The organism is Hydrogenophaga borbori, from assembly GCF_003417535.1.
Classification (GTDB): Bacteria; Pseudomonadota; Gammaproteobacteria; order Burkholderiales; family Burkholderiaceae_C; genus Hydrogenophaga; species Hydrogenophaga borbori.
The window spans coordinates 183,650-209,388 of the sequence record NZ_QVLS01000008.1 but is presented as its reverse complement, the minus strand read 5'-3'; the positions used below and the strand labels follow the sequence as shown (position 1 = coordinate 209,388).

The following is a 25,739-nucleotide window of genomic DNA, read 5'->3' as shown; positions in this document are numbered from 1 at the left end:
TTCAAGTCCGCCTGCTCAGGCCTCGCGCCGCAGCCGGTGGATCATCTCCACCAGCCGGTAGAGGTTGCCCACCCGCAGGCCCTGGCGGCCGTCCACCAGCACCAGCCGGTCGCGCGCCGCGAAGTGGTGGCGCTGGTTGTCGATGGCCAGCCAGTGGCGCGCCGAGCGCCCGTTGGCGCGCAGCCAGTCGCGGCACTGGCGCTCGCGCTCGGGCATGGCCGCGCCGTGGCCCGGCGGCCGCGCCCAGGGCTCGGTGCGGCCCACCACCCGGGCCTGCAGCGCAGGCCAGGGCTGGAACAGGGCCTGGATCTCGGGCAGCGGGTGGTAGGCGGCCCAACCGCTGGACACCACGATTTCCACGCCCTCCAGGTCCTTGAGCGCGGCGGACAGCATGCCGGCCTTGTCGAGCAGCCAGTCCCGTGGCGCCCCCACGGGGTGCAGCACACCATCGAAATCCAGGAAGACGGTGACCAGCGCAGGCGTGTTCAGAACTTCCCCAGCAGGTTGATGAACCAGCCCCGGCTGCGGTAGCGCATGTCGGTGAGGTCGTCCGAGAAGTCGGTGAAGTTGTAGCCCAGGCCGAGCTTCACGTTCTCGTTGATGTGGTAGTAGCCCGCCGTGAGCCAGCCGGTGCGGCGGTCGCCCAGTTCCTTGGCGCGCAGCGAGCGCAGCTCGAGCAGCCAGTCCCAGCGGCGCACCACCTTCCAGTCCAGGCGCAGCACCGCCAGGTCGGCGCTGCTCTTGAACCAGGGCGCGCTGTTGTCGCGGCTGGCGCGCAGCTCGCCCAGGCGCCAGGCGACCTTGCCGCCCAGGGTCCAGCGCGGCGTGAGGTCGTAGCTCAGGTCGGCGGCCCACACGTGGCTGCGCTGCTGGTAATCGTTGCCGGTGGTGAAGACCTGGGTGGACGAGACACCCGTCACCGACACCTGACCCGGCGAGGACAGGTCGTGCAGATAGGTGTACTTGAGCAGCAGGTTGAGGCGGTCGTTGTTCACCGGGCGCAGCGCATAGCCCAGGCTGGCCTCGGTGTACTTCGCGGCGGCCAGCGCGCCCGCGCTGCTGTCGCTGTCGGCCCAGTTGAACTTGCCGACCCAGCGCGCGTCCTCGCCGTCCTTCAGGCTGAAGGCGTTCTTGAGCAGCCAGCTGCGGCGCGACTCCACGCTGCCGCGGTCGGAGCGGTACTCGGCGCCGCCGCTGTAGCGCACGGTATCGCTGCTGTAGCCGGCGTTGAAGGCGATGGCCTCGCGGCGCAGCTCGCCCAGGGTCTCGACACCCACGCGGCCGTTCTCCAGCGACACGCCCAGGGTCCAGCGGCTGTCGGGCGCGTACTGCACGCCATAGGCGTGCGTCAGGCCCGGCTGCGTGCCCACGCTGTGGCGGTGCTCGGTGAAGACGCTTAGGCCTTCGTTGATGCGCGACTTGGCGCCCGACACCAGCGTGCCGCCACGGCCCTGCGTGTTCTCGTCGGTGCGGCCGGTGTCCAGCACGTAGGTCAGGTACAGGCTGGAGCGGTCGTCGTACTGGTAGTCCACGCCCAGTCGGCCGGCCGCGCCGCCGTCGCCGCCCGAGAGCTCGCCGTTGAGCGCGAGCTTGTCGTTGACGCGGTAGCGCGCGCCCACGCCCAGGCGGTCGTTGTCCAGGCGCGTGCCGCTGCGCGACAGCGTGCGCTGCGCGAAGCCGTAGAGGGCCCAGCTGGCCAGGCTGTCGTAGTCCAGCTGGACACCCAGGTCGGTGCGCTCGCCTTCGACCGCCGCGCCCCAGGGCAGGCCGCCGTTGGTCACGACGCTGTCGCTGCGCTTGTCGTCGCGGCGCAGGCTCGCGCCCAGGCGCCAGTGCGGCGTGAGCTGGTGGCTCAGCTGCGCCTCGGCGCTGTCGCTGTCGAAGCCGTTGCGCTCGTCGCGGCGGTCGGCCTTCAGGCGCAGCTCGGTGCGCTCGCCCAGGGGCAGCGCGGCGTCCACGCCGACCTGCTGGGTCTCGTTGCTGACGAGCTGGCCCGGCGCGGAGAAGCCCGCGCCGCGCCGCTGCGCGTAGGCGGCGATGCGGCCGCCGCCCGCCAGGCCCAGGTCCTTCAGGTCGGCCTGGCCTTCGAGGCGCCACGCGTTCGCGTCGGCCGTGGGGTCCACCGGCTCGCCCGCGAAGTGGTAGCCGCCGTCGAGCGAGCGCAACTCGCCCGTGCCCGGCCCGTCGGAGCGCGCCACCTCGGCCTTCAGGTAGGTGTTCTCGCCGTGGCGCAGCAGCAGGTCCACGCCGGCCAGGGTCTGGTCGCCGCCGGTCTGTTCCTGCTTCGAGGCGGTCACGCCCAGGCGCAGCGCGTCGCTGGCCCACCAGGACAGGCGCCCGCCGGTGGCCAGGGTGTCGAGCGAGCCCAGCAGGGGCGCGTACTCGTAGTCCACCACCAGGTAGGTGGGCAAGCCGGTGAGGCCGCCCGCGCGCACGATGGCGCCGTCGTCCGAGAAGCTGGGCAGCGGGCCGTTGAGCAGCACGCGGCCCTGCAGGTGGTCGACCTCGTAGTCCGAACCCGGCACCAGCAGGCGACGCGTGCGCACCAGGCCGGAATCGCGGTCGCGGATCTCCACGAACACGCGCTCGGCGCCGCGCGTGATGTCCTGGTGGCGCAGGTAGTAGAGCGAGCCGCCGGTGCCGCGGAACTCCTCGCGCGCCGACAGGGTGCCCGGTTCGGCGGCGTAGGCGTCCACGCGCAGGCGCGCCTCGCCATGGGCCGTGCTGTCCTCGCTCAGGTAGCGGCCGTGCAGGCCGTAGAGGCCGCGGCTGATCTGGGCGAGCGCGGTCTCGTCCAGGTTGAGCTTGTAGTTGCCCCACATGGCGTGCGAGCGGCCGTCGTCGATGCGGGCGTAGACGCGGCCTTGCGTGGGCGCGTCCTCCACGGTGGTGGAGTCGTCGCCGAAGGTGGCCCAGGAGTCGACCGGGTCGAGCCGGCGGAACAGGGTGCTCGGGTCCTTGCGGTCGAGGTTGCGGAACAGTTCGTTGAGCGGGCGCTCCTCGGTATCCAGGCTGGCGGTGAAGGTCCAGCGCTCGTCGAGCTGGCGCTTGGTGTAGAAGGCCAGGCGGCCTTCGCTCCAGGAGCCGCCGTCCTGGCGGTTCGGGTCCATGGTCAGCAGCGCGGCCGGTCCGCTGACGCGCTGGCGGCCCAGGGTGAGGTCGGCCTGGCCGATGAAGAAGCCGTCCTGCTTCGGGATCTCGAAGTCGCGCCGGTACACACGCGCCGAACCGTCGGCCTCCAGCACGGCGATCTCGCCGGTCTGCACCCGGCGCGGCACCAGTTGCTGGAAGACGAAGCGGCCGTTCGGGTCCACCGGCACGGCGTGGCCCAGGGCGCGCACGCGCTGGTCGGGGCGGATGGCCTGGCCGCTGGCGGTGACGGTGCCCGCGCGGATCGGGATGTGGCTTACCGCGAGGCGGCTGTCGCCATAGCCGCGCAGCAGCTCGCGCTCGGGCTCGTGCGGCTGCGCCGCCTCGGGGCGGCGCGCCGCCAGCGTGAGCGAGAAGTCCTCGGTCTCGTCGAAGCGGCCCTGCGCGTCGAACACGCGCAGGCGGTAGACGAGCTGGCCGTCGCGCGCCGCGCCCTGGCCCTCCAGCAGGCCCGAAGGCACCGTCCATTCGCCGCGCAGGTTGGCATCGAGCGCGACCGTGGCCAGCGGCTGGCGCTGCCCGCCGGCATTGAGCGTGAACAGGCGCAGCTCGGCCTTGTGCAGGAACAGCAGGTAGTTGCTGTGACCCGCGAAGCGCACGGTGTCGCCAGGCGCCACCGTGGTGGGCCAGGCGGCGGCGTTCAGGCGCCGCGGCTGCGACAGGCTGTCGACCTGCAGGCGCAGCTGGTGGCGCTCCAGCTGCACGTCGATGCAGCGCTGGCGGTCCGCGCTGGACGCGTCGGCGCCGATCAGGGGCGCGCCGTCCACGGTGAGGCGCAGCGGCGCGTCGTCGCTCCCGTAGGGCGAGAGCATGTGGCACTCGCTCGGGTCGCTGCGCCGCACGGTGGTGTGCACCACGGTGGTGGGTGGCGCCTGGTCGGTCCACCAGGCGTGCACCTCGACGCGGCGGTTGGCGGCCCAGTGGGCGCGGTCCTCGCGCGGTGTGGCCAGGGGCTCGTCGGGGCCCTTGGACGCGTAGGTGAAGGCGGTCTCGGGCAGACCCAGGCGTTCGGCCAGGTAGCGGCCGACCTGGTGCGCGCGCGCCAGGCCCAGGGCGTGGTTGTCGGCGAAGCGCGGGCGCAGGCGCGGGCCGATGGGCTGCACGTCGGTGTGGCCCACGATCTGAAAGCGCAGCGCGTCGCGGCCCTTCACCTGGGCCACGATCTGGTCGAGGCGCTGGCGGTCGCTGTCCAGCAGCAGGTCCGCGCCCGAGTCGAAGCGCGCGGTGTGCGCCCCGTCGCGGGGCGCGGCGGCGCCGGGCACGGTGTCCTGGCGCCGTTCGGTGGTCTCGCGCAGCGCGCGCGCATCGCCCAGCACCACGCTGAGCCGGGGCAGTTCGCGCTCGGCGGTGGCGGGCAGGTGGTCGCGGCCATCGATCTCGACGGCGCGCGCGTCGCTGGCGCAGCGGTCATCGAAGCGGCCGCGGGCCTCGGTGCGGCATTCGCCGCCGCCGTGGTGGCCGCTGTGGCGGGCTTCCTGCGCGGCGGCGGCGCCCATGCCCAGGCAGGCCGTGGCCACGGCAGCGGAGAGGGCCGCGCGGCGCAAGCGCAGGGTCAGTCGGGGGCGGGCGTTCATGGTGGGCTCGGCAAAGGTCCGGGGGTCGTGCGTGACAGGCATGCGGTCCTCCGTCAGGGGGCGACGGAGGGCGACACGTGCTCGACCTCGATGTCCAGGTTGAACAGGGGGCTCGGCTGCGCGGCGCCGTGGCGGCGCCAGCGCTCGAGCAGATCGGCCTTCACGGCGCGGGCGCGGGCCTCGGCCAGTTCGGGCGCCTCGCCCGGCGCGGCGCGGTAGGCCAGGCGCAGCACCGAGGGGCGTTCGGCCAGGGCCGCGATGGCCTTCGGCAGCTCGGCCGCGAAGGCCGGCTTGAGCGCGGTGGCGCCGGGCTCGAAGGCCTCGGCGCGCAGCGCCAGGCGCACCACGCGGTGCACCGTGGTGCCGAAGTTGATCTTCACGAACTTGCCGCGCGTGGCGCGCTCGGCCGCCGGGTTCTCGGTGGTCACGCGGTAGCCCGAGGGCAGCGTGCGCTCGTCCAGCTTGAGCACGATGTTGCTGCCCGTGCCCTCCTTGGGCACCGCCGCGCAGGCGATGTGGTAGCGCCCCTGCGGATCGGTGGTGACCAGCAGGCCATTGACCGTGGCCAGGCGCACGTTCGGCAGGCCGGGCTCGCCCTCGTCCTGGTAGCCGTTGGCGTTGCGGTCGTCGTAGACCTTGCCGATCACGTCGGTGCAGTCGAACAGCGCGTCGGGCACCACGCGCACCGAGGCGGTGGCGGTGTTGGACAGCGCGGCCTGCGTGGCCGATTGCTGGGCCAGCACCTGGTTCACGTAGACGCCCTCACCCACCCCGGTGCCCACGCCGAGCACCATGGACACGCGCAGGGTCTCGCTCGGCGCGAAGGCGCGCGGCGGCAGCGTGAGGCGGCGGCCTTCGACCACCGGCACCACGGGCTCGACGGCGCCGCCCGGCAGCCGCTGCACGGTGAGCGAACCGGTGACGAACTTGAAGCCCGGCGGCAGGGTGTCGACCAGGACCACGTCGGCCAGGGCGACCGCGCGGGTGTTGCGCGCGGTGATCACGTAGGGCACCAGCTCGCCCTTCTTCACGGTGAGCTTGGGCGTGGTCTTGCGCAGCTCGATGAGCGAGCCCCCCACCGGGTCCAGCGGCAGGTGGTTGTTGACCACGTTCTGCGCGCCGCCCCCCGGGAACAGCACGCTCAGGAAGTACGGCGAGGGCACGCCGGGCAGCGGCGTGGGCGTGGACACCACGCAGGGGTCGCCCGGCACCGGGTCCACCACGCCGGCGGGCGCGGTGCAGGTCTGCGCGTTCAGCGGCCCGGCCGAGGGCAGGTGCGTGGCCGAGTTGACGTAGCCGCCGGGCGGCGTGACGACCAGCGTGTACTCCCCCGCCGGCGCGCCGGGCATGAGGAAGAACTGGTAGAGCCCGTCGGCCGCCGTGGTCACGCTGGCGCTGCCGCCCAACAGGTGCAGCGCGGGATCGAAGCCGGGCGGGCCACGGAACTCCACCACCGCGCCGGGCACGGGCTGCGTGGTCACGCTGTCGTAGACGATGCCGCTGGGGTCCAGGGGCAGGTCCTGGTTGACCACGGCCATGCCGGCGCCGATGGGCACCGGGATCATCGGCAGCGGGCGCATGCCCGGCGTGGTCGGGTGCGCGCCACCAGCGGCGTTGAGCACCGGGTCGGTCGGCCAGGCGCCGCCGATCACCTGCCCCGAGGGCGTGCGAAAACGCAGGTGGTAGTCGCCCGGCACCAGCTGCTCGAAGCGGTAGCTGCCGTCGGACGCGGTGAGGCGGCTGTCGAGCACGATCATGTCCGCCGGCGCGCAGCTGGCGCTGCCGTCGGCGCAGACCAGCAGCTCCACCGTCCAGCCGGCCTTCACGGGCTCGCTGGGCGAGCGTTGGCGGTCGTTGTCGCTGTCCTGCCAGACAGTGCCGCTCAGCGTGGAGGGCGCCAGCGCGCGCTCCCAAAAGTCATAGCCGGTGCCCTGCGCGCCGGGCGTGGTCAGCGGCACCACCAGGGTGTTGGGGCCGGGCACGCTGCCGCCCAGCGATCCCACCGACTCGCCGCCCTGGGCGTAGCCCGGCGGCTGGGTCTGGGTGAGGGTGTAGCCCGCGCCATCGGACAGCGGCAGGTCGTCGAAGCGGTAGCTGCCGTCGGCGCCCGTGGTCACGGTGCGCGTGACCGGGTGGCCGTCGGCGTCGGTGCCCGTGAGGGTGATGGTCACGCCCGCCAGCGGCAGGTCGCCGGGCTCACGCACGCCGTTGCCGGCCACGTCGTTGAACACGCTGCCCTCGATGGAGGCGGCGCGCTCGCCGAACAGGTAGCCGTCGCCCGCGCCGCCGAGGTGCACGATGCCGGTGATGAGGTCGTTGCCGGCCTGGCCCATGGGCGCGCCGTTCACCTGGCCGGCCGTGTCGAGGCCGTCGCCGTAGGCGGCGGGCTGGGTCTCGGTGAGTGTGTAGCCGCTGGCGTCGGAGGGCAGCAGGCCGTCGAACTGGAAGCGGCCGGTGGCATCGGTCACCGCCGTGCGGTTCACCACCACGCCGTTGGCCGCCGTGCCGCTGAGGGTGATGGTGACGCCCGCGATGCCGGGCTCGCCCGGGTCTCGCTGGCCGTCGTTGTCGCGGTCGACGTAGACGTGGCCGCCGAGCTGGCCGCCGAGTTCGCCGAAGTCGTAGTCCGCGCCAGCCTCTTCCGAGCCGAGCGTGACGCCGCCGAAGCGGTCGTTCACGCCACCGGGGTTGGCGCTGCCGCGCGGCGCGCCGCCCACGCTGCCCAGGTGCTCGGCGCCATCGGCGAGGTCGGCGGGCTGGGTCTCGTCGATCTGGTAGCTGCCGGGCAGCAGATCGGTGACGGCGTAGCGGCCGTCGGCGTCGGTGGTCAGCGCGCGCGTGACGGCGTTGCCGTAGAAGTCGGTGCCGGTGATGGCCACCGCCACACCCGCGACGCCGCTCTCACCCGGGTCGCGTTGACCGTTGGCCAGGCCCTGGTCGAGGTAGACGCTGCCGGCCAGGCTGGCGGCGCGCAGCAGCGCGAACCAGTTGTTGGTGGACGCGGCGCCGGCGCCGTCGAGCACGATGGTCTGGATCAGCGGCGCGTCCGAGCCGTTGGGCCCCGCGGTGACGCCGGCGCCGCTGGTGGGCACCGTGCCCGGGCTGGAGCCCGCGCCGCTGACGCCGCCGGCCTGGGTGAGGCCCGGCAGCCAGCCGCCGGGGCGCGTGAGCGCAAGCGTGTAGGTGCCCGGCGGCACGTCGAAGTGGTAAGCCCCCGTCACCGGGTCGGCGGTGGTGCTGAGGCTCACCGGCGCGCCCCACTGGTCGGTGCCGGTGAGCGTGACCGTGGCCGCCACGCCGGGCTCGCCGCCCTCGCTGTGGCCGTTGGCGTTGCGGTCGTGGTAGACGCGGCCGCTGACGCCCGAGGTCTGCACCGTCACGCTGCCGCTGTTGAAGTTGTTGCCGCCGTTCGGGTCGGCGCCGCCGTTGCTGTCGCCCGAGCCGGTGGTGACGAGGCGCGCGGTGTTGGTGAGCACCGTGCCGTTGGCCGGCGCGCCACTGAAGCGCACGGGGATGCGCACCGTGGCCGTGCCGTTGGCCGGCATGCTGGCGATGGCGCAGCTCACGGCGGTGTCGCCGGCCACGCCCGTGCAGCTCACGGCGGCGGGCGTGAAGCTGCCGGCGGTGATGGTGAAGCTGGGCGCGCTGGCGAGCACCAGGCCCGCGGGCAGGGCATCGGTGAAACTGGTGGTCTCGGCGGCCTGCGGGCCGTTGTTGCGCACATCGACCAGCCAGTCGAAGGTCTGCGAAGACGCCACCTCGGTGATGGCGGTGGTGCTGCCCGGGCGCACCGCGCGCTTGGACACCACCTGCACGTCGGCCTTGAAGCGGAAGGTGGTCGGCTCGCCCTTGCTGTTGTTGCCGGGCTGCGAGTCGAGCGCGTTCAGGGTCGGATCGGCCAGGGCCACGCTGGCCTGGTTGGTGTACTGGCCCTTGTCGGCGCCGCGCAGGCGGATGCGCACCGCCACGCTGGATGGCTCGCCGGTGGAGCCGGCGCCGGTGCCGCCGATCTGCGCGATGGTGCAGACGATGCTGCCGCCGGCCGCGCCCGCCGTGACGCCGGCGGTGTTGCAGCTCACGCCCGGGGGCAGCGGCGCCACCACCTCGACGAAGGTGGGCGCGCCCGCGCCCGCGGGCAGGGTGTCGGTGAGCACCACGTTCTCGGCCGTGGACGCCCCGTTGTTGGTGGCGGTGACGGTGTAGGTCACGTCGTCGCCCACGTCCACCGGGTCGGCGTCGTCCGTCTTGTTGACCAGCAGGTCGAACACCGGCGCGGTCACGGCCGTCGGCTGGGTGGCGCTGTTGTTGGCCGCGCCGCCGGCGATCTCGGGCGTGGTGGTGGCCACGCTCACCGTGTTGCTGATGCTGCCGCTGCCGCCGCCGACCACGCTGTGCGAGGCCAGGGGCCGCACGCGCAGGCTCACCGTCTCCTGCGCGCCGCGCGCGATGGAGGCCCAGCTGCAGACCAGGGTGCGGTTGCCCGCCGTGGTGGTGGCGCCCGCGGCCGGCGCGGTGGTGCAGCTGCCGCCGCCGCTGGGCGTGGCCGAGAGGAAGACCACGCCGATCGGCAGCGTGTCGGTGATGGAGACGCCATAGGCGCGGCTGGCGCTGGTGGCCGAGGGGTTGCTCGCGGTGATGGTGTAGGTGAGCACCTGGCCCGCGGGCACCGGGTCGGGGTTGTCCGATTTGCTCACCGCCACGTCGGCGCGCGCCGTGTAGTAGGCGGTGGCGTTGGCCGAGTTGTTGTTGTTGAGGTCCGGGTCGCCCTGCTGCTGGGCGAGCACGAAGGCCGAGTTGATGACCTCGAAGGCGTTGTCGGCCGCGGTGCCATTGCCGAAGTGGCGCGCGCTGACGCGGATGCGCGGGCAGTCCAGGCCCGGGGTGCAGGCCGGCAGGCTGGCGATGCTGCAGTTGTCGAGCGCCAGGTGGCTGGAGGTCGCCACCACGCCGCAGCTGCCGAAGGTGGCGCTGCCCGGCAGGGTGCTCAGGCTGTAGTCGGCCGGCGAGGCGTTGAAGGCGCTGTCGAACACGTCGGTGACGACCACGTTGGTGGCCGTGGCCGGGCCGGCGTTGACGACCTCGATCTCCCACAGCACGGCTTGGCCCGCGAGCTGGCGGTTGCCGGGCGCGTCGCCGGCGCCGATCACGCGCTTGAGCGCGGAGACGTCGGCCAGGTCGACGCCCGTCTGCGGCGTGACGCCCACCGAGGCGCAGTTGTTCGGCGCGTTGTCGTCCACCGGCCCGCCGGTGCTGGCCACGCAGGCGGTGTTGGTGAGCACGCCGCCCGTGCTGGTGGCCTGCACGGTGAGCGCGATGCCCGGCGTGGTGGCGTCGACCGCCAGCGCCAGGTTGCTGCTGGTGCAGGTGACCGTGACCGGGCCGGCCTGCGGAAAGCTGGTGCCCGCGCTGGAGCTGCAGTTGAATGCCGTCGGCGCGGCGATGCCGTTGAGCCGCAGGCCCATGGGCAGCGTATCGGTGATGGTGAGCGTGCCGCTGGCCGGGAAGGGCGTGGGCCCGAGGTTGGTGGTGGACAGCGTGTAGTCGAACGGGGTGTTCAGCGGCACGGCGGCCTGCAGCCAGCTCTTGGCCTTGTTGGCGCGCAGGTCCGACACCGGATCGATCACGGTGGTGGCCACCGATCCGTTGGCCGGGGTGGCGCCCGGCGCCGAGATGGTGGCGGTGTTGACCACCCCCGCGCCGGTGGCGATGGCCTGCACCGGAATCACGATGCTGCCCAGGTCCACGTTGGCCCCGGCGGCCCCGCCGCCGCTGCGCGTGCACGACACCACCGGCGCGGCCGTGGGGCAGGCGCTGGACGCGGTGCAGCTCCAGGCGCCGCTGGTGAAGCTGGTGGCGCCGCCCGCGAAGCAGAAGGCCGCGGGCAGGTTGTCGAGCACCTGCACGCCCGTGGGGTAGTCGCCGCTGTAGCGCGGCGCGAGCGTGAAGTTGAAGGCCGTACCGGTGGCCACCGGATCGCTGGCCGACTTGGTCTTGCCCACCGACACGGTGCTGCCCGGCGCCACCAAGGTGTTGGTGCTGCGCGTGTTGTTGTCGGACACGCCGTCGCCCACGCCGCCCGTGGCGGCGATGTCGGCCGTGTGCGTGAGCGTGGAGCCACCGCCGACGCCCACGATGCCGCTGACGGTGACGCTGCGCGAGCCATTGACGGCGATGGCGCCGAGGTTGCAGTTCAGCGTGCCGCCGGCCAGCGAGCAGCCCGCGGGCGTGCCCGTGAGCGCGAAGCCCGGCGGGATGCTGTAGCTCAGCAGCGAGCTGGGCGAGGGGTCGGGCCCGTGGTTGGTCACGGAGAGCACCACGCTCTGCGTGCTGCCGGCGGGGGCGTTGGCCGGCGCGCTGAGCGACAGGTCCAGGTCGGCACCGGCGTTGACGGTGGTCAGCTCGGTCTGCGCCGCGCCGCCCGGCGTGGGCGTGGCCGTCACCGACAGCGTGCCCTGCAGGGTGGAGCGCACGCGCAGCGGGACCTGCGCCACCGCGTTGGGGCCGAGGGCGATGCCGGTGCAGCTCAGCAGGCCCGGACCGGCCTGGCCCTCGGCCATGCCGCTGCAGCTCACGCCCGGGGGCAGCGCGCCGGTGCCGGCGTACTGGCCGTTGGCCGGCACGCTGAAGCTGAAGGCGCCGCCCGCGAGCGGCGTGCCGTTGGTTTCGGCCACGCGCACCGTGTAGGTGACGGTGCCGCCCGCGGGCACCGGGTCCGGGGCGTCGGGGATGCTGGAGATGATGAGCTGGGCGTGCGCGCTGCCCAGTGCCATCAGGCCAAGGGCCGCGGTGAGCAGGGCGCGGCGCAGCGCGCGCTGCGGCATCGACGTTCGGTAGGGCTTCATGTGTCTGCTTCGGTTCGTGCACCGAAACCACGCCGCCCGCGCCCGCGCGCGGCGGACGCACGAACGCCCCCTCACCGCGGTCGCAACCGCGGTGTGGACACCTTCCGGTGAAAGGGGAAACGTCGGGCGAACACGCCGCCGTCGTGGCGGGCGCTCGGCTCAGTGCGGCGCGAATGTATGAAGCCGTTTCATCGCGCGCCAGCGAATTGACAATGTTTGACAGTGGCCCCGCGCGGGGGCGTTCAACCCGTCACGGAACGGGGCCTGGCGACCCTTGCCGGCCCTGCCTGGGCGCCTAGTCCTCGACCTCGAGCGCCGGCAGCTCGAGGCGGAATTCGGCGCCCTCGCCCGACACACCGCCCACCTGCGCGCTGCCGCGGTGGCGCGCCACCACGGCCTGCACGAAGGCCAGGCCCAGGCCGGCGCCGCGCGTGCGGGCCTCGCGGCCCAGGCGCTTGAAGGGGTCGAACAGGTCCGCCCGGTCCTCGGGCGCCACGCCCGGCCCCTGGTCGATCACGGTGATCACGTGGCGCTCGCCTTCGCGCGCCAGGCGGCAGCGCACCTGCCCGCCGCGCGGGCCGTACTTGAGCGCGTTGTCGATCAGGTTGCCCACGGCGCGCGTGAGCAGCTCGCGGTCGGCGCGGCACCAGCTCGGCGCGGGGGGCGTTTCGGTGAGGATCTCCACCGAGAGCGCGCGCGCCTGGTCCCAGTGGCGGTCGGCGGCGTCGATGAGCACGTCGCTCAGGTCCACCGCCTCGGTCTCGAAGGCGTCGGACTGCGCGCGCGCCAGCTGCACGAAGTCTTCGGCCAGCGCGAGCGCGCGGCGCGCGTGGGCCTCGATGCGCTCCAGCACCCGCGGGTCGGCGCCGGGCTCCAGGCGCTCGAGTTCGAGCAAGGTGAGGATGGCCGACTGCGGCGCGCGCATGTCGTGCGAGAGGAAGCGCAGGGCCTCCTCACGCTGGCGCTGCGCCTGCTGCACGCTGGAGATGTCGATCAGGCTGACGATGCTGCCGTCCAGGCGACCGTCCACCGACAGGCGCGGGTGGCACTTGAGCACCAGGTCGCGCCGCTGCGCGTCCATCACGTGCCAGAGGCCGCCGCGCCCCTGCAGCGCGGCGCGCAGCTCCGGCAGCGGCGAGCGGTCGGCCAGCGTGAGGCGCGCGGCCAGCAGCCCGTGCAGGGGCTGGTCGCGCAGGCCCTGCTCGGCGTCGCCGAAGTAGCGCGCGGCGGCGGCGTTGGCGAGCCGCACGCGGCCCTGGGCGTCGAGCACCAGCACCGCGTCGCCCAGGCTGTCCAGGCTGTCGTGCACGAGCCGCTGCAGCGCGCGCAGCTGCTGCACGCCACTGGCCATGGCGCGCATCTGGCGGTCCAGCGGATCGCCGCCCCCGGTGGCCGGCAGCGGCGCGGCGAGCACGCCGCCGCGCTGGGCCTGGCGGAACTCGCCGCCGAGGTAGCGCACCACCGCGTCGAGGCGGAACCAGGCCCAGGCCGGGTAGGCCAGCGCCAGGCCCAGCAGCGCCGCGAGCGGCGCCACCTGCACGCCCGCCGCGCGGCGCAGCAGCCAGGCCGAGACCGCCACCAGCAGCACCAGGCCCAGCAGCGACCACAGCGCGCGCCGCGGCGGCCAGCGCGTGAGCGCCAGCGCCGCCAGCAGCACCGGCAGCGCGCTGAACGCGGCGTTCTCCCAGGGCGTGGCGGCGCGCCGGTGCACGCCCTGGCGCAGCGCATCCAGCAGTTGGGCCGAGACCTCGACGCCGGGCATGAGGCTGTCGTGGCTGGCCATCGGCGTGGCGTAGCCGTTGCCCAGGCTGGCCGCGGTGGCGCCGATCAGCAGGTAGCGGCCCTGCAGTTGCTCGGTCGGCACGCGGCCTTCGAGCAGGTCGATGTACGACACGCGCGCCACCCGCTGCGGCGGCCCCGCGTAGGGAATGAGCGCGTGGTGGTCGCGCCGCCAGACGCCCGCGTCCGCTGCCGGCGCGGCACCGCGGCGCGCGCCGGGCAGGCGCGCCGGGTCCACGGCCTCGCCGCCGGCGGCCAGCAGGGCCAGCGCCCAGTGGTCCCAGCGCTGGCCCCCCGCGCCTTCTCGCAGGAAGACGCTGCGCGCCACGCCGTCGTCGTCGAGCTCGACGTGGACATGGCCCAGGCCGTGCGCCGCCTCGCGCAGCACCGGCAGGGGCAGCGCGGGTTCGACGCGCAACCCGTCGGGCCACTGCGCGTACATCGGCAGCACCACCCGTGCGGCCCGGCGCATGGCGCCCGCCAGGCGCTCGTCGTCCCCCGGGTACGCGGTGTCGGCGTCGCCCAGCAGCAGGTTCAGACCGATGGCCCGCACCCCCTGGGTGGACAGCTGGTCCAGCAGGGCCGCGTGCACGGCGCGCCGCCAGGGCCAGCGGCCCAGCGTGGCAAGGCTGCGCTCGTCGATGGCGACCACCAGCACCTCGGGCGAGACCGGCCGCGTGTCGAGCGCGGCGATCTGGTCGGTGAGCGCGAGGTCGACGCGGCCCAAGCCGTTGGCAAAACCCGCCAGCGCGGCGGCGAGCAGCATCGCGCCCCAGAACAGGCCCCAGCGGCCGAACACCGCGACGGGCGCCGGCAGCGAGGCGATGGGGGTGGAGGGGCGCATGCGGACCGCGCTCGGCTTCGCGTCAGCGCGGCTGGGTGTCCCAGTCCACGCCGTGGGGCGAGCGCACCGGCACGCCGTCGTGGCTGCACAGGCCGGCGCGCGCGCCCACGCGGCGCGGCGCCGAGAACGGCGAGTCCAGGCCCTGGGGCGAGCGGCTGCGCAAGCGCACGAAGTACGGGCGGCAGGCCTGCAGGTCCAGGCGCACCGAGGGCTGGTCGACCTCCAGGTCCTGCAGGATGTGCGTGAAGCCCTCGTCGCTGGCCAGCTGCACGCGGTAGCGGTGGCCCGCCACGCCGGCCCAGTGCAGGCTTTGGCCATCGTCGCCGGCCTGGGGCATGGCGGGCGCGGACGGCGGCGGCACCAGCGTCAACGGGCTGGGGTCGCTGAAGGGACCGCGATCGAGCGCGCCGTCGGCGCGGCGCGCGACGCTGGCCACGCGCCAGTGCAGCGCGCCGGGCTCGGCGATCGGCACCTCGAAGGCGCACTGGCCGCTCTGGCGCGCTTCGGCGATCGGGTGTTGGAAGCTGGGGTCTCGGGACACCTGCAGATCGTAGGCGATGGCGCCGGGCACCTCGGTGCAGCGCAGCGCCAGGCGGCCCACGCCCACCAGCGCGTTCGCTTCGGGCGAGCGCGCCAGGGGCGCGATCGGTGTGGCCTTCACGCGCAGGCGCGCGGTGGCCTCGCCGCCCATCAGGCCCTCGGCGTCGATGGCGCGCAGGCGCAGGCGGTACTCGCCGTCGGGCAGCCCGCTCAAGGGCGGCGGGGCCCCGGGCGCGACCGCGTCGAACAGCACCCGCGCCGGGGCCTGGCCGTCGGTGCCCGCCGCTTCTTCTTCCACCTGCAGGCGGTAGGCCCGGGCGCCAGGCAGCGGCGCCAGGGCCAGTGCGTGCGGCAGGCGCTCCACGCGCAGCTCGGCCGCGCCCAGGACCGGCGCCGGCAGCAACGGCAGCACGCGCGGCGCCTGCGTGGTCGATTCGGTGACCGCGCCCTGCCCCGCGCTCAAGGCCACCGGCGCCTGCGGCAGCTCGTCGGCCGCCACGGCCACGCGGCCGGCAATGACGTCGGAGACGGTGCGCGCGCCGTCCTCGGACAGGGCCACGCCGAAGCTCGTGCCGCGCACGCCCGTGACGGCCAGCGGCGTGCGCACGTCGAAGCGCGAGCCCGTGGGCTGCGGGCGCACCCGCGAATCGACGCGGCCCCGGTCCAGCCGCAGGGTGTTGCGGGCGCCGCCGATGCCGTCGGACTGGCGCAGGCGCTCCAGCGTGAGCTGGCTGCGCGCCGGCAGGTGCAGCGTGGAGCCGTCGGCCAGGCCCAGGCCGACGAAGGCGCCCTCGTGCACGCGCAGGGACGTGCCTTCGGGCAACTCGTCGCCCACCTGGAGCTCGCGCGCGGGCGCGGCCGCCACCACCAGGCCCTTGAGGTACAGCACGGTGGCGTGGCGCGCCACGCCACGCACGCGGTCGGCGGGCACCAGCAGCGTGGCGCCGATCGGCAGGCGCTTGGGGTCGCTCACGCGGTTCAGCCGCGCCAGTGCGCGCCAGTCCTCGGGCGATTCCAGGTAGCGCTGCGCGAGCCGGTACAGCGTGTCGCCGGCGCGCACCTCGTAGGGCGTCAGCGGACCCTCGGCCAGGGCCGCGCCAGCGCCGGCGGTGAGCAGGGCGAAGGCGCTGAGGGTGGCGAAGCGGCGGGGGCTCACGCCGCCGCCCCCGCGAGCGGCAGCGCGGGCGCGCCGTCGCCGACGGCCTCCAGCCGGTAGCCCTGGCCATAGACCGCGCTCAGGCGGTAGCCGCGCGCCGGGCGCAGCTCGAGCTTGGCGCGCAGGGCGGACACATGCGTGTCCAGACTGCGCGACGGCACCTCGACCGCGCGGCCCCAGACCGTCTCGGCCAGGTAGGCCCGCGACAGCAGGCGCCCCAGGTTGGCGAACAGGCAGCGGGCCAGCTCGAACTCCTTCTGCTTGAGTTCGATCGGCCGGCCCTCGAAGGCGATGGTGCGCGCCGCCAGGTCGATGCAGTAGCCGCCGAAGCGCAGCAGCGCGTTGTCCTGCTGCGGGTAGCTGCGCCGGATGAGCGCTTTCACGCGCGCCATCAGCTCGTGCACACGGATGGGTTTGGTCATGTAGTCGTCGGCGCCGCAGCCCAGGCCTTCGACAATGTCGCGCTCCTCGCTGCGGTTGGTGAGAAAGAGGATGGGCACCGGGTGCTCGTGGTTCGCGCGCACCCAGCGCACCACGTCCGGGCCCGCGATGTCGGGCAGCTGCCAGTCGACGATCAGCAGGTCGAAACTGTCGCGGCGCAGCTCGCGCATCAGGGCCTGCCCGCGCTCGAACAGCTGACACTCGTAGCCAATCGCCTTCACCGACCGCTGGATCAGGTCCAGCTGCGACACGTCGTCATCCAGTGCGGCCAAGCGCATCCCGCCGCCCCCCTCGGTCCTGCTCGCCCAAAAATTACTGCAAATGCAGTAAATGAAAGGTCGATCCTACACGCTTGGTAACAAACCAAGACCGTCTGTCGACCGCGACCCCGGTTTTTCCGGCTCAGGGCGTGAACAAGCGCACCCAGCGCATGCCCTCGCGGTGGCTGCGCAGCACGGCCTCGACGAAGGCCATGCCCTCCAGGCCTTCCGCCAGCCCCGGCAGCGCCACCCCGGCCTCGCCGCGCCAGGCGCGCGCGAAGTCGCGGTAGAGCTGGGCGAAGGCCTCCAGGTAACCCTCGGGGTGGCCGGCGGGGATGCGGTGCGGCAGGGCCGCCACGCCGGCGCGCGCAGGCACGCCGCGGTACAGGCACTGGGACGGCTGACCGGGGCGCGTGAGCCACAGTTCCTCGGGCTTCTCCTGGTCGAACTGCAGCGAGCCGGTGCTGCCGTACACGCGCAGGCGCAGGCCGTTGCGGCTGCCGCTGGCCACCTGGCTGGCCCACAACAGGCCGCGCGCGCCGCCCTCGTAGCGCAGCATCACCTGCACGTGGTCGTCCAGCGGGCGGCCCGGCACGAAGGTGCTGAGCTCGGCCGCCAGCTCGCCCAGGCGCAGGCCGCTCACGTAGCCGGCGAGGTGGTAGGCGTGCGTGCCGATGTCGCCCAGCGCGCCCGCCGGGCCGGCCTGTTTCGGGTCGTTGCGCCAGGCGGCCTGCTTGTTGCCCTGGCGCTCGAGCGGCTCGCCCAGCCAGTCCTGCGCGTACTCCACTTGCACGATGCGGACCTCGCCGATGGCGCCTTCGGCCACCAGCTCGCGCGCCTGGCGCACCATGGGGTAACCGCTGTAGGTGTGCGTCAGCAGAAACAACACGCCGCGCTCGCGTACCCGCTGCGCCAGCGCCTCGGCGTCGGCCAGCGAGGTGGCCAGCGGCTTGTCGCAGATCACGTGGATGCCCTGCTCCACGAAGGCGCGCGCCACCGGCACGTGCAGGTGGTTGGGCGTGACGATGGCGACGGCGTCGATGCCGTCGGGCCGCCGCGCCTCGGCGCGCGCCATCTCGGCGTAGTCGGCGTAGCTGCGCTCCGGCGGCAGGTGCAGCGCGGCGGCGCTGGCGTGCGCGCGCGCGGGCGTGGACGAGAGCGCGCCGGCCACCAGCTCGAACTGGTCGTCCAGCCTTGCGGCGATGCGGTGGGCGGCGCCGATGAAGCTGCCTTCGCCGCCGCCCACCATGCCCAGGCGGATGCGGCGCGTCGATCGGTCGTGGCTCATCGCGCCAGGCCCAGCAAGGCCGCGAGCGTCTTCGGATCGCCCGCGCTGGCGGCGAAGTCGTCGAAGGCGCGGTCGGCCACGCGGATGATGTGCTCGCGGATGAAGGCCGCGCCCTCGCGCGCGCCGTCCTCGGGGTGCTTGAGGCAGCACTCCCACTCCAGCACGGCCCAGCCGGCGTAGCCGTATTGGGCCATCTTGGAGAAGATGGCCTTGAAGTCCACCTGCCCGTCGCCAAGCGAGCGGAAGCGCCCGGCGCGGTCGATCCAGTTCGAAAAGCCGCCGTACACGCCCTGCCGGCCGTTGGGCCGGAACTCGGCGTCCTTCACGTGGAAGGCGCGGATGCGCTGGTGGTAGTGGTCGATGAAGGCCAGGTAGTCGAGCTGCTGCAGCACGAAGTGGCTGGGGTCGTAGAGGATGTTGGCGCGCGGGTGCTGGCCCACGGCGTCCAGGAAGCGCTCGAAGGTGATGCCGTCGTGCAGGTCCTCGCCGGGGTGCAGCTCGTAGCAGACGTCCACGCCCGCGCCGTCGAAGGCGTCGAGCACGGGTCGCCAGCGCCTCGCCAGTTCGGCGAAGGCGGCCTCCACCAGGCCGGGCGGGCGCTGCGGCCAGGGGTAGAGGTAGGGCCAGGCGAGCGCGCCCGAGAAGGTGGCGTGGGCCTTCAGGCCGAGCCGCTGCGAGGCCTTCGCGGCGAGCAGCAGCTGCTCGCGCGCCCAGGCCGTGCGCGCGGCCGGGTTGCCGCGCACCTCGGGCGCCGCGAAGGCGTCGAACTGCAGGTCATAGGCCGGGTGCACGCAGAGCAGCTGGCCCTGCAGGTGGGTGGAGAGTTCCGTCACCCGCAGGCCGTGCGCGGCCAGCAGGCCCTTCACCTCGTCGCAATACGCATCGCTCTCGGCGGCGCGCTTCAGGTCGAAGAGGGCGGCGTCGCTGGTGGGGATCTGCACCCCCTGGTAGCCGAGCGAGGCGGCCCAGCCCGCCAGGCCCTCCAGCGTGTTGAAGGGCGCGGCCGCGCCGATGAACTGGGCCAGGAAGATCCCGGGTCCTTGAATGGTTTTCATGCGGGTCCTCCTGGCGAACGCCGGCTTAGAAAGGGGAATCCGGGAAGTAGAAGTCCTTGGCGTTCTGCTTGGTGATGAGCACCGAGGGCACGATGGTCGAGGCCGGCAGCTTCTCGCCCTTGCGGCGCGCCAGCGCGGTCATCTTGATCGCCTCGTAGAGGAACTTGGGCGAGTAGGACACGTTGGCCTGGATCAGCGGGTTGCTGCCGTCCATGAGCGTCTTGACCATGGACTTGGCGCCCGCGCCGCCGAACACGATCTTGATGTCCTTGCGCTTGGCCTGCTCGATGGCGCGCAGCACGCCGAAGGCCATGTCGTCGTCGGCCGCCCACACGGCGTCGATTTCCTTGAAGCGCGTGAGGAAGTCCTGCATCACCTTGAAGGCGTCGTCGCGGTTCCAGTTGCCGTGCTTGGCGTCCAGGATCTTGATGCCCGGGTGGTTCTTCATGACCGCCGTGAAGGCGTCCATGCGCTCGTTGTCGATGGTGGTGGGGATGCCGCGCAGCGCGACGATGTTGCCCTTGCCGTTGAGGAACTTGGCCAGGTACTCGGCCGGCACCTTGCCGAAGGCCGTGTTGTCGCCCGAGACGTAGGCGTCCTGCGCGCTGGTGTCGGTCAGGCCGCGGTCGACCACCGTCACGTACACGCCCTTGGCCTTGACCTGCTGCACCGGGCGCGTGAGCGCGGCCGATTCGAAGGGCAGGATCACCAGCGAGTCGATCTTGGTCGCGGTCACCAGGTCCTGCAGCTGGTTGGCCTGCTCGGGCGCCCCGCTGGCGGTCTTGATGGTGACCTTGATGTTGGGGTCCTTCTCCAGTTCCTTCTTCGCTTCGTTGGCCCAGTACACCAGGCCGGCGGCGAAGCTGTGGGTGGCGGCCGGGATGGCCACGCCCAGGTTCACCTTGTTCTGGGCCTGCGCCAGCAGCGGGCTGGACAGCCCCAGCGCGGCCACGGCGGCCAGCGCGAGCAGACGGGAACGGTACTTCATGCGTGTCTCCTTGAGGGGTGGTGGTGCTGACAGAGGAAAACAGGGCCTTGTTGCAAGCCCTAGGGACGCCGCCGCTGCATGAATGCGACGGCGATGATCACGAAGCCCTGCACCGCCGCGTTGAGGTACACGCTGATGATGCTGGTGAGGTTGAGGATGTTGCTGATGACCGAGAGCAGGATGGCGCCGATGACCGTGCCGCCGATGCTGCCGGCGCCGCCGCGCAGCGCGGTGCCGCCCACGATCACCGCCGCGATGGCCTCCAGCTCCCACAGCAGGCCGGTGGTGGGCGAGGCCGAGCCCAGGCGCGGCACGTACAGCAGCGTGGCGATGCCCACGCACACGCCGAGCAGGGTGTAGGTGAGCACCTTGGTGCGGTCCACGTCCACCGCGGCGTAGCGCGCCACCTGCTCGTTGGAGCCGATGGCCTGCACGTAGCGGCCGTAGGCCGTTCGCTGCAGCAGCAGCGCGCCGCCGACGGCCACCAGCGCGAACACCCACACGGGGATCGGCACGCCCAGCAGGCTGCCGTAGTAGACCGGCCCGTAGGCGTCGGCCAGGTCGTTGTCCAGCGCGAGCGCGCCGCCGTCGGCGAAGTAGGTCAGGTAGGCGCGGAAGATGCCCAGCGTGCCCAGGGTGACGATGAAGGGCTCGATGCGCCCGCGCGTGATGAGCAGGCCGTGCGCCAGGCCGAACAGCGCGCCCAGCAGCACGGCCGTGGCCATGCCCACCAGCACCAGCGCCACCGGCGGCCAGCCCAGCGGCACCAGCTTGTTCATGAGCAGGATGGTCACGCCAGCGATCAGCGCGGCCATGGAGCCCACCGACAGATCGATGCCGCCCGAGATGATGACGAAGCACATGCCCACGGCGATGATGCCGATGAAGGCCGTGCGCGTGAGCACGTTCATGGCGTTGTCCACGGTGGCGAACTCGCCATTGAGCACGGTGCCGGCGACGCACAGCAGCGCCAGGCCGAGCAGCGGGCCGAGCTTGGGCAGGCGCCGGCCGCGGCCGGTCGGGGCCGGGGCGACCCCGGCGTCAGTGCGTTCCGGTGGCATGGGCGATCAGCTCCTGTTCGTTCAGCTGCACGGCCGACAGCGTGGCCTGCAGGCGGCCCGCGCGCATCACCGCCACGCGGTGGCACAGGCCGATGAGTTCCATGAGTTCGGACGAGACCACCACCACCGCGCGGCCTTCGTCGGCCAGGCGGCGGATGAGGGCGTAGATCTCGCGCTTGGCGCCGATGTCCACGCCGCGCGTGGGCTCGTCCAGCACCACCACGCGCGGCCCGGGGTGCAGCACCTTGGCCAGCGCCAGCTTCTGCTGGTTGCCGCCCGAGAGCGATCCTGCGCTCACGTCCAGCGAGCCGCAGCGAATGCCGAACTCGCGCACCGCCTGCTCCAGCGCGGCGGCCTCGCTGGCGGGCTGGAGCCAGGGCCGCGCGTGCCGCTCCAGGGCCATGAGCGTGAGGTTCTCGCGCAGGCCGAAGCGCACGTGCAGGCCGCGGCCCTTGCGGTCCTCGCTCAGGTAGGTGAGGCCGGCGTTGGCCGCTTCGCGCGGCGAGCGCGGCCGGCAGGGAACGCCCGCGATGTCGATCGCGCGCACGGTGCGCTCGCGCAGGCCCAGCAGGCCTTCGAACAGCTCGGTGCGCCCCGCGCCCACCAGGCCGGCGAAGCCCAGGATCTCGCCCGCGCGCACCTCGAAGCTGACGTCCTGCGCCCAGCCGGGCACGCTGAGCCCCTGCACCGAGAGCAGCACCGGCGCGCCGGCCGGCACCTCGGCGCGCGGCGGGTAGAGGTCGGCCAACTCGCGGCCCACCATCAGCTTCGCCATCTGCGCGCGCGTGAGCGCGGCCGTGGGCTCGCGCGCCACGACGCGGCCGTCGCGCATCACCACCACCTCGTCCGTGAGGCGTTCCACCTCGTCGAGCTTGTGCGAGATGAAGACAACCGCGACACCCTCGTCCTTGAGACGCGCGACGAGTTCGAACAGGCGGCCGGTCTCGCCGGGCGTGAGCGTGGCCGTGGGCTCGTCCATGATGAGCACGCGCGCGCGGCGCGACAGGGCCTTGGCGATCTCCACCAGCTGGCGCTCCGCCACGATGAGTTCGCGCACGCGCGCGTCGGGGTCCAGCTGGCGCAGGCCCACGTCGTCCAGCACGCGGCGCGCCACGGCGCGCATGGCGGCGTCGTCCAGCCACCCGCCGCGCCGCTTCTCGTGGCCCAGGAAAATGTTCTGCGCCACCGTGAGGTCCTCGGCCAGGTTGAATTCCTGGTGGATCAGCACGATGCCTTCGGCCTCGGCGGCGCGCGGCCCATCGAAGCGCACCGGGCGGCCGTTGACCCGCAGCTCGCCCGCGCTGGGCGATTCGTAGCCGGCCAGAATTTTCATCAGCGTGGACTTGCCGGCGCCGTTCTCGCCCAGCAGGCCGACGATGCGGCCGGGCTCGAAGGCCAGGTCCACGCCGTGCAGCACCTGCACCGCGCCGAAGCGCTTGACGATGCCCCCCAGCGCCACCCGCACGCCATTCATGTCAGCGCCCCCCGCCGGCGAGCGCAAGCCTCGCCCCCAATGCACCCGAGGAACTGGCTCCGCCAGGCCTCAGGGTGCGCCCCCCTCCCGCCGCAGGCGAGAGAGGGGGGAGCCGCGAAGCGGCGCGCGGGGTGTTTCACTTACGCCGCCTCCATCTGCCGCAGGCTTTCCTGCATGGCCAGCACGCCCGCGCCGATGAGCCCGGCGCGCTCGCCCAGCGGCGTGTACTGGATCTCCAGGTGCCGCGTGGAGAGCGCGAGCGAGCGGTGGTACACGCTCTGGCGCACGGCGGCCAGGAACAGCGGGCCCACGCGCGTGATGCCGCCGCCGATGAAGACGTGCGAGGGATTGAAGAAGTTCACCACCGAGGCCAGCATTTGCCCCACCAGCGCGCCGGCGCGCTGCACCACCTGGTTGGCCGCCATGTCGCCCGCGCGGCTGGCCTCGGCCACGTCCTGCAGGCGCAGCGGGCCGCGCTCGGCAATGAGGCGCGCCAGCCGCGGGCTCTGGCCGGCCTCGGCCGCCTCGGTGGCCATGCGCGCGATGGCGGGGCCGGCGGCCAGCGTCTCCACGCAGCCGAGGTTGCCGCAGTGGCAGCGCGGACCGTCCGGCACCACGCAGATGTGGCCCACGTCGCCGGCCGAACCGTTGGCGCCGCGGTAGACCTGCCCGTGGCAGACCACGCCGCAGCCGATGCCCGTGCCCACCTTCACCACCAGGAAGTTCTGCAGGCCGCGCTGCATGCGCCAGAGCTCGCCCAGCGCCATCACGTTGACGTCGTTGTCCACGAACACGGGCGCGCTGAAGTCGGCCGCCAGGTCGTCGCGGATGGAGTAGGCGTCCCACTGCGGCATCAGCGGCGGGTTCACGAGCTGGCCGGTGTCGAAGTCCACCGGGCCGGGCAGGCCGATGCCGATGGCGATCACCTGGCGCGGCGGCACGCCGCAGCGCGCGAGCAGCTCGCGCATGAGCGCGCGGATGCGCGAGAGCACGGGCGCGGGGCCGTCGCGCACGTCCGCGGGTTCGCTGTGGTGGGCGAGCACGGTGAGGTCGGGGCTGAGCACGCCGACCTCCAGGCCGGTGGCGCCCACGGCCACGCCGATGAGCACGCCCAGGCCCCGGCTCAGGCGCAGGGTTTCGGCGCGACGCCCGCCGGTGCTGGCGAGTTCGCCGGTCGGCTCCAGCAGGCCCTGTTCGAGCAGCTCGGCCACGGCGGCGTTGGCGCGGCTCTTGGAATACGAGGACACCGCCGCGAGCGCGTCGCGCGAGATGCCACTCGACCAGAACACGTGGTCGAGCAGTGTCTTCTCGCCGTTCTTGAGGCCTTTCCAGCTCACGTTTTGTCTCCTCTGCCGGCGCGGCGGCCTGGCATTGCCTGGGATGCTAGTGGGCCGAATTCGGCCCGAAAAGTCCGAACTTTGACCCAACTCAGGCCAAATTGAGGCGGGCCGGGGAACGACCGGCCCATCGGCGACTCCACCTCCGCCATGAACCCCAGTGCCCTTCCCCTGCCGCCCGAGGTCTCGATCGTGGTCCTCTGCGCCGAGTGGTGCACCCAGTGCCGCGCCTTCCGCGAGGTGGCCGCCGGCCTGCCCGCCGAGGCGCTGCTCTGGGTGGACATCGAGGACGAGGGCCTGGACGCGGACGAGCTGGGCATCACCGCGTTTCCCAGCGTGGCGATCTGCCGGCCGGCCGGCGTGCTGCGCTACCTGGGGCCGGTGCGCGCGGACCGCGAGGGCTTCCTGGCGGCGGTGGCGCAGCTGCACCGGCTGCCGCCGCGCGCCATTCCGGAGCCGCTGCGGGCGGTGCTGACCGACGCGCGCTGAGCCCGCCGCCGCGGCGGCGCGGGACCGGGACGGCGTCAGCCCACCAGGCGCCCCAGGGTCTTGAGCGCCGCGTCGAGCTGCTCCAGCCGGGGATGCCCCACGTTCAGGCGCAGGTGGTGGCGAAAGCGCTTGTCCGCCGAGAACAGGGAACCCGGCGCCACGCTGATGTGCCGCGCCAGCGCCGCCTGCTGCAGCGCCATCGCGTCCACCGCGTCCGGCAGCTCCACCCACAGGAAGTAGCCGCCCTCGGGCCGCGTCACGCGCGTGCCATCGGGAAAATGCTTCTCGATGGCGAGCAGCGCGCGCTGCTGGCGCGCGGCCAGCGCGGCGCGCAGCTGGCGCAGGTGCTTGTCGAACGCGCCGTGCTGCAGAAAGTGCAGCACCGCCAGCTGCGAGGGCACCGACACCCCCAGCGTGCTCATGAACTTCAGCCGGTTCACCTGCGGCGCGAAACGCCCCGCCGACACCCAGCCCACGCGGTAGCCCGGCGCCAGCGATTTGGAAAACGAGCTGCAGTGCATCACGCCGCCCTCGCGGTCCCAGGCCTTGGCCGGCAGCGGGCGCTGCGCGCCGAAGTACAGCTCGGCGTAGACGTCGTCCTCGATCAGCGGCACGCCGTGGCGGGCGAGCAGCGCCACCATCTCGCGCTTGGCGTCCTCGGGCATGAGCGCGCCCAGCGGGTTCTGGAAATTGGGCATGAACCAGCAGGCCTTCACGGGGTGGCGCCGCAGCACCTCGGCCAGCGAGTCCAGCTGCACGCCCGTGCGCGGGTGCGTGGCCACCTCCACCGCCTTCAGCTGCAGCCGCTCCAGCGTCAGCAGGCAGCCATAAAAGGCGGGCGATTCGATGGCCACCACGTCGCCCGGCTGCGTCACCGCCTGCAGGGCGAGCGTGAGCGCCTCCATCGCGCCGCTGGTGACCACCACCTCGTCCACGCCGGTGCTCACGCCCTGCGCCACGCCGCGCAGCGCGATCTGGCGGCGCAGCTCGGCGTTGCCGGGCGTGAGGTCTTCCAGCAGCTGGCGCGGGTCGAGCCGGCGCATGGCCGCGCCCATGCCGCGCGCCAGGCGATCGAGCGGGAACAGCTCGGGCGCGGGAAAGGCCGAGCCCAGTGGCGCCACCTGGCGGTTGCGCACGGGGCCCAGCACGGCCTGCGCCACGTCGTGGATGGCCACCGGCCGCGAGCCCTGGTGCGGCGTGGCGCTGCGCGGCTCCTCGCGCGGCGCGGGCACGGCCTTCACAAAGTAGCCCGCGCGCGGGCGGGCCTCGACCAGGCCGCGCGCCTCCAGCAGGTAGTAGGCCTCGAACACCGTGGCCGGGCTCAGGCCGCGCGCGGCCACGGTGTCGCGCACCGAGGGCAGGCGGTCGCCGATGGCCAGCGTGCCGCTGGCGATGAGCGCTTCGATGTCCTTGGCGAGCGCTTCGTATTTGGTGGTCACGGGGCGGGGCTCTCTCGGTGGG

Annotated in this window: 14 protein-coding genes; 1 reads left to right on the top strand and 13 read right to left on the bottom strand. The window is 73.4% G+C overall.

Translation table 11 applies throughout. The annotated features are described in order from the left end of the window. Positions 1-15: 15 nt before the first annotated feature. The 12 genes from DY262_RS14685 to DY262_RS14630 form a co-directional block, all read right to left on the bottom strand. Entirely contained in the window at positions 16-459 is a 444-nt protein-coding gene (locus tag DY262_RS14685) for an HAD domain-containing protein (protein WP_281272928.1), read from the bottom strand. A 26-nt stretch (positions 460-485) separates the two neighbouring features. After that, complete coding sequence (locus DY262_RS14680) at positions 486-4,724, bottom strand: OmpA family protein (RefSeq protein WP_181936513.1); 4,239 nt, start codon at positions 4,722-4,724, stop codon at positions 486-488. Positions 4,725-4,777: 53 nt separating this feature from the next. Continuing rightward, entirely contained in the window at positions 4,778-11,566 is a 6,789-nt protein-coding gene (locus DY262_RS14675; RefSeq protein WP_116959861.1) for an SdrD B-like domain-containing protein, read from the bottom strand. Positions 11,567-11,861: 295 nt separating this feature from the next. After that, positions 11,862-14,189, bottom strand: coding sequence for a CHASE2 domain-containing protein (locus tag DY262_RS14670; RefSeq protein WP_116959860.1), 2,328 nt, complete (start codon positions 14,187-14,189; stop codon positions 11,862-11,864). Between the two features lie 22 nt (positions 14,190-14,211). After that, entirely contained in the window at positions 14,212-15,885 is a 1,674-nt protein-coding gene (locus DY262_RS14665) for a FecR domain-containing protein (protein ID WP_116959859.1), read from the bottom strand. Further along, positions 15,882-16,604 carry a response regulator transcription factor gene (locus DY262_RS14660; RefSeq protein WP_116959858.1) on the bottom strand — a complete coding sequence of 241 codons (723 nt, stop codon included), beginning with the start codon at positions 16,602-16,604 and terminating at the stop codon, positions 15,882-15,884. The genes DY262_RS14665 and DY262_RS14660 overlap by 4 nt, the downstream gene beginning before the upstream one ends. 124 nt (positions 16,605-16,728) lie before the next feature. Then, positions 16,729-17,874 carry a Gfo/Idh/MocA family protein gene (locus DY262_RS14655; protein ID WP_116959857.1) on the bottom strand — a complete coding sequence of 382 codons (1,146 nt, stop codon included), beginning with the start codon at positions 17,872-17,874 and terminating at the stop codon, positions 16,729-16,731. Continuing rightward, positions 17,871-18,929: a sugar phosphate isomerase/epimerase family protein gene (locus DY262_RS14650; protein ID WP_116959856.1), complete on the bottom strand. Its 1,059-nt coding sequence runs from the start codon at positions 18,927-18,929 to the stop codon at positions 17,871-17,873. Before DY262_RS14650 ends, DY262_RS14655 begins: the two co-directional genes overlap by 4 nt. A gap of 25 nt (positions 18,930-18,954) precedes the next feature. Next, a complete protein-coding gene (locus DY262_RS14645) occupies positions 18,955-19,917 on the bottom strand; it encodes a substrate-binding domain-containing protein (RefSeq protein WP_116959855.1) in 963 nt (320 codons plus the stop codon). Between the two features lie 59 nt (positions 19,918-19,976). Then, positions 19,977-20,978: an ABC transporter permease gene (locus tag DY262_RS14640; protein WP_116959854.1), complete on the bottom strand. Its 1,002-nt coding sequence runs from the start codon at positions 20,976-20,978 to the stop codon at positions 19,977-19,979. Beyond that, positions 20,959-22,452: a sugar ABC transporter ATP-binding protein gene (locus DY262_RS14635; RefSeq protein WP_116959853.1), complete on the bottom strand. Its 1,494-nt coding sequence runs from the start codon at positions 22,450-22,452 to the stop codon at positions 20,959-20,961. Before DY262_RS14635 ends, DY262_RS14640 begins: the two co-directional genes overlap by 20 nt. Before the next feature lie 140 nt (positions 22,453-22,592). Further along, positions 22,593-23,789: an ROK family transcriptional regulator gene (locus tag DY262_RS14630; protein WP_181936512.1), complete on the bottom strand. Its 1,197-nt coding sequence runs from the start codon at positions 23,787-23,789 to the stop codon at positions 22,593-22,595. Positions 23,790-23,939: 150 nt separating this feature from the next. Between DY262_RS14630 and DY262_RS14625 the strand changes: the two genes are divergently transcribed. Further along, on the top strand, positions 23,940-24,278 hold the full coding sequence (locus DY262_RS14625) for a hypothetical protein (RefSeq protein ID WP_116959850.1): 339 nt from the start codon (positions 23,940-23,942) through the stop codon (positions 24,276-24,278). 35 nt (positions 24,279-24,313) lie between these two features. Here the strand turns inward: DY262_RS14625 and DY262_RS14620 are convergent, their stop codons facing one another. Further along, positions 24,314-25,717 carry an aminotransferase-like domain-containing protein gene (locus DY262_RS14620; RefSeq protein ID WP_116959848.1) on the bottom strand — a complete coding sequence of 468 codons (1,404 nt, stop codon included), beginning with the start codon at positions 25,715-25,717 and terminating at the stop codon, positions 24,314-24,316. Between the last annotated feature and the right edge of the window lie 22 nt (positions 25,718-25,739).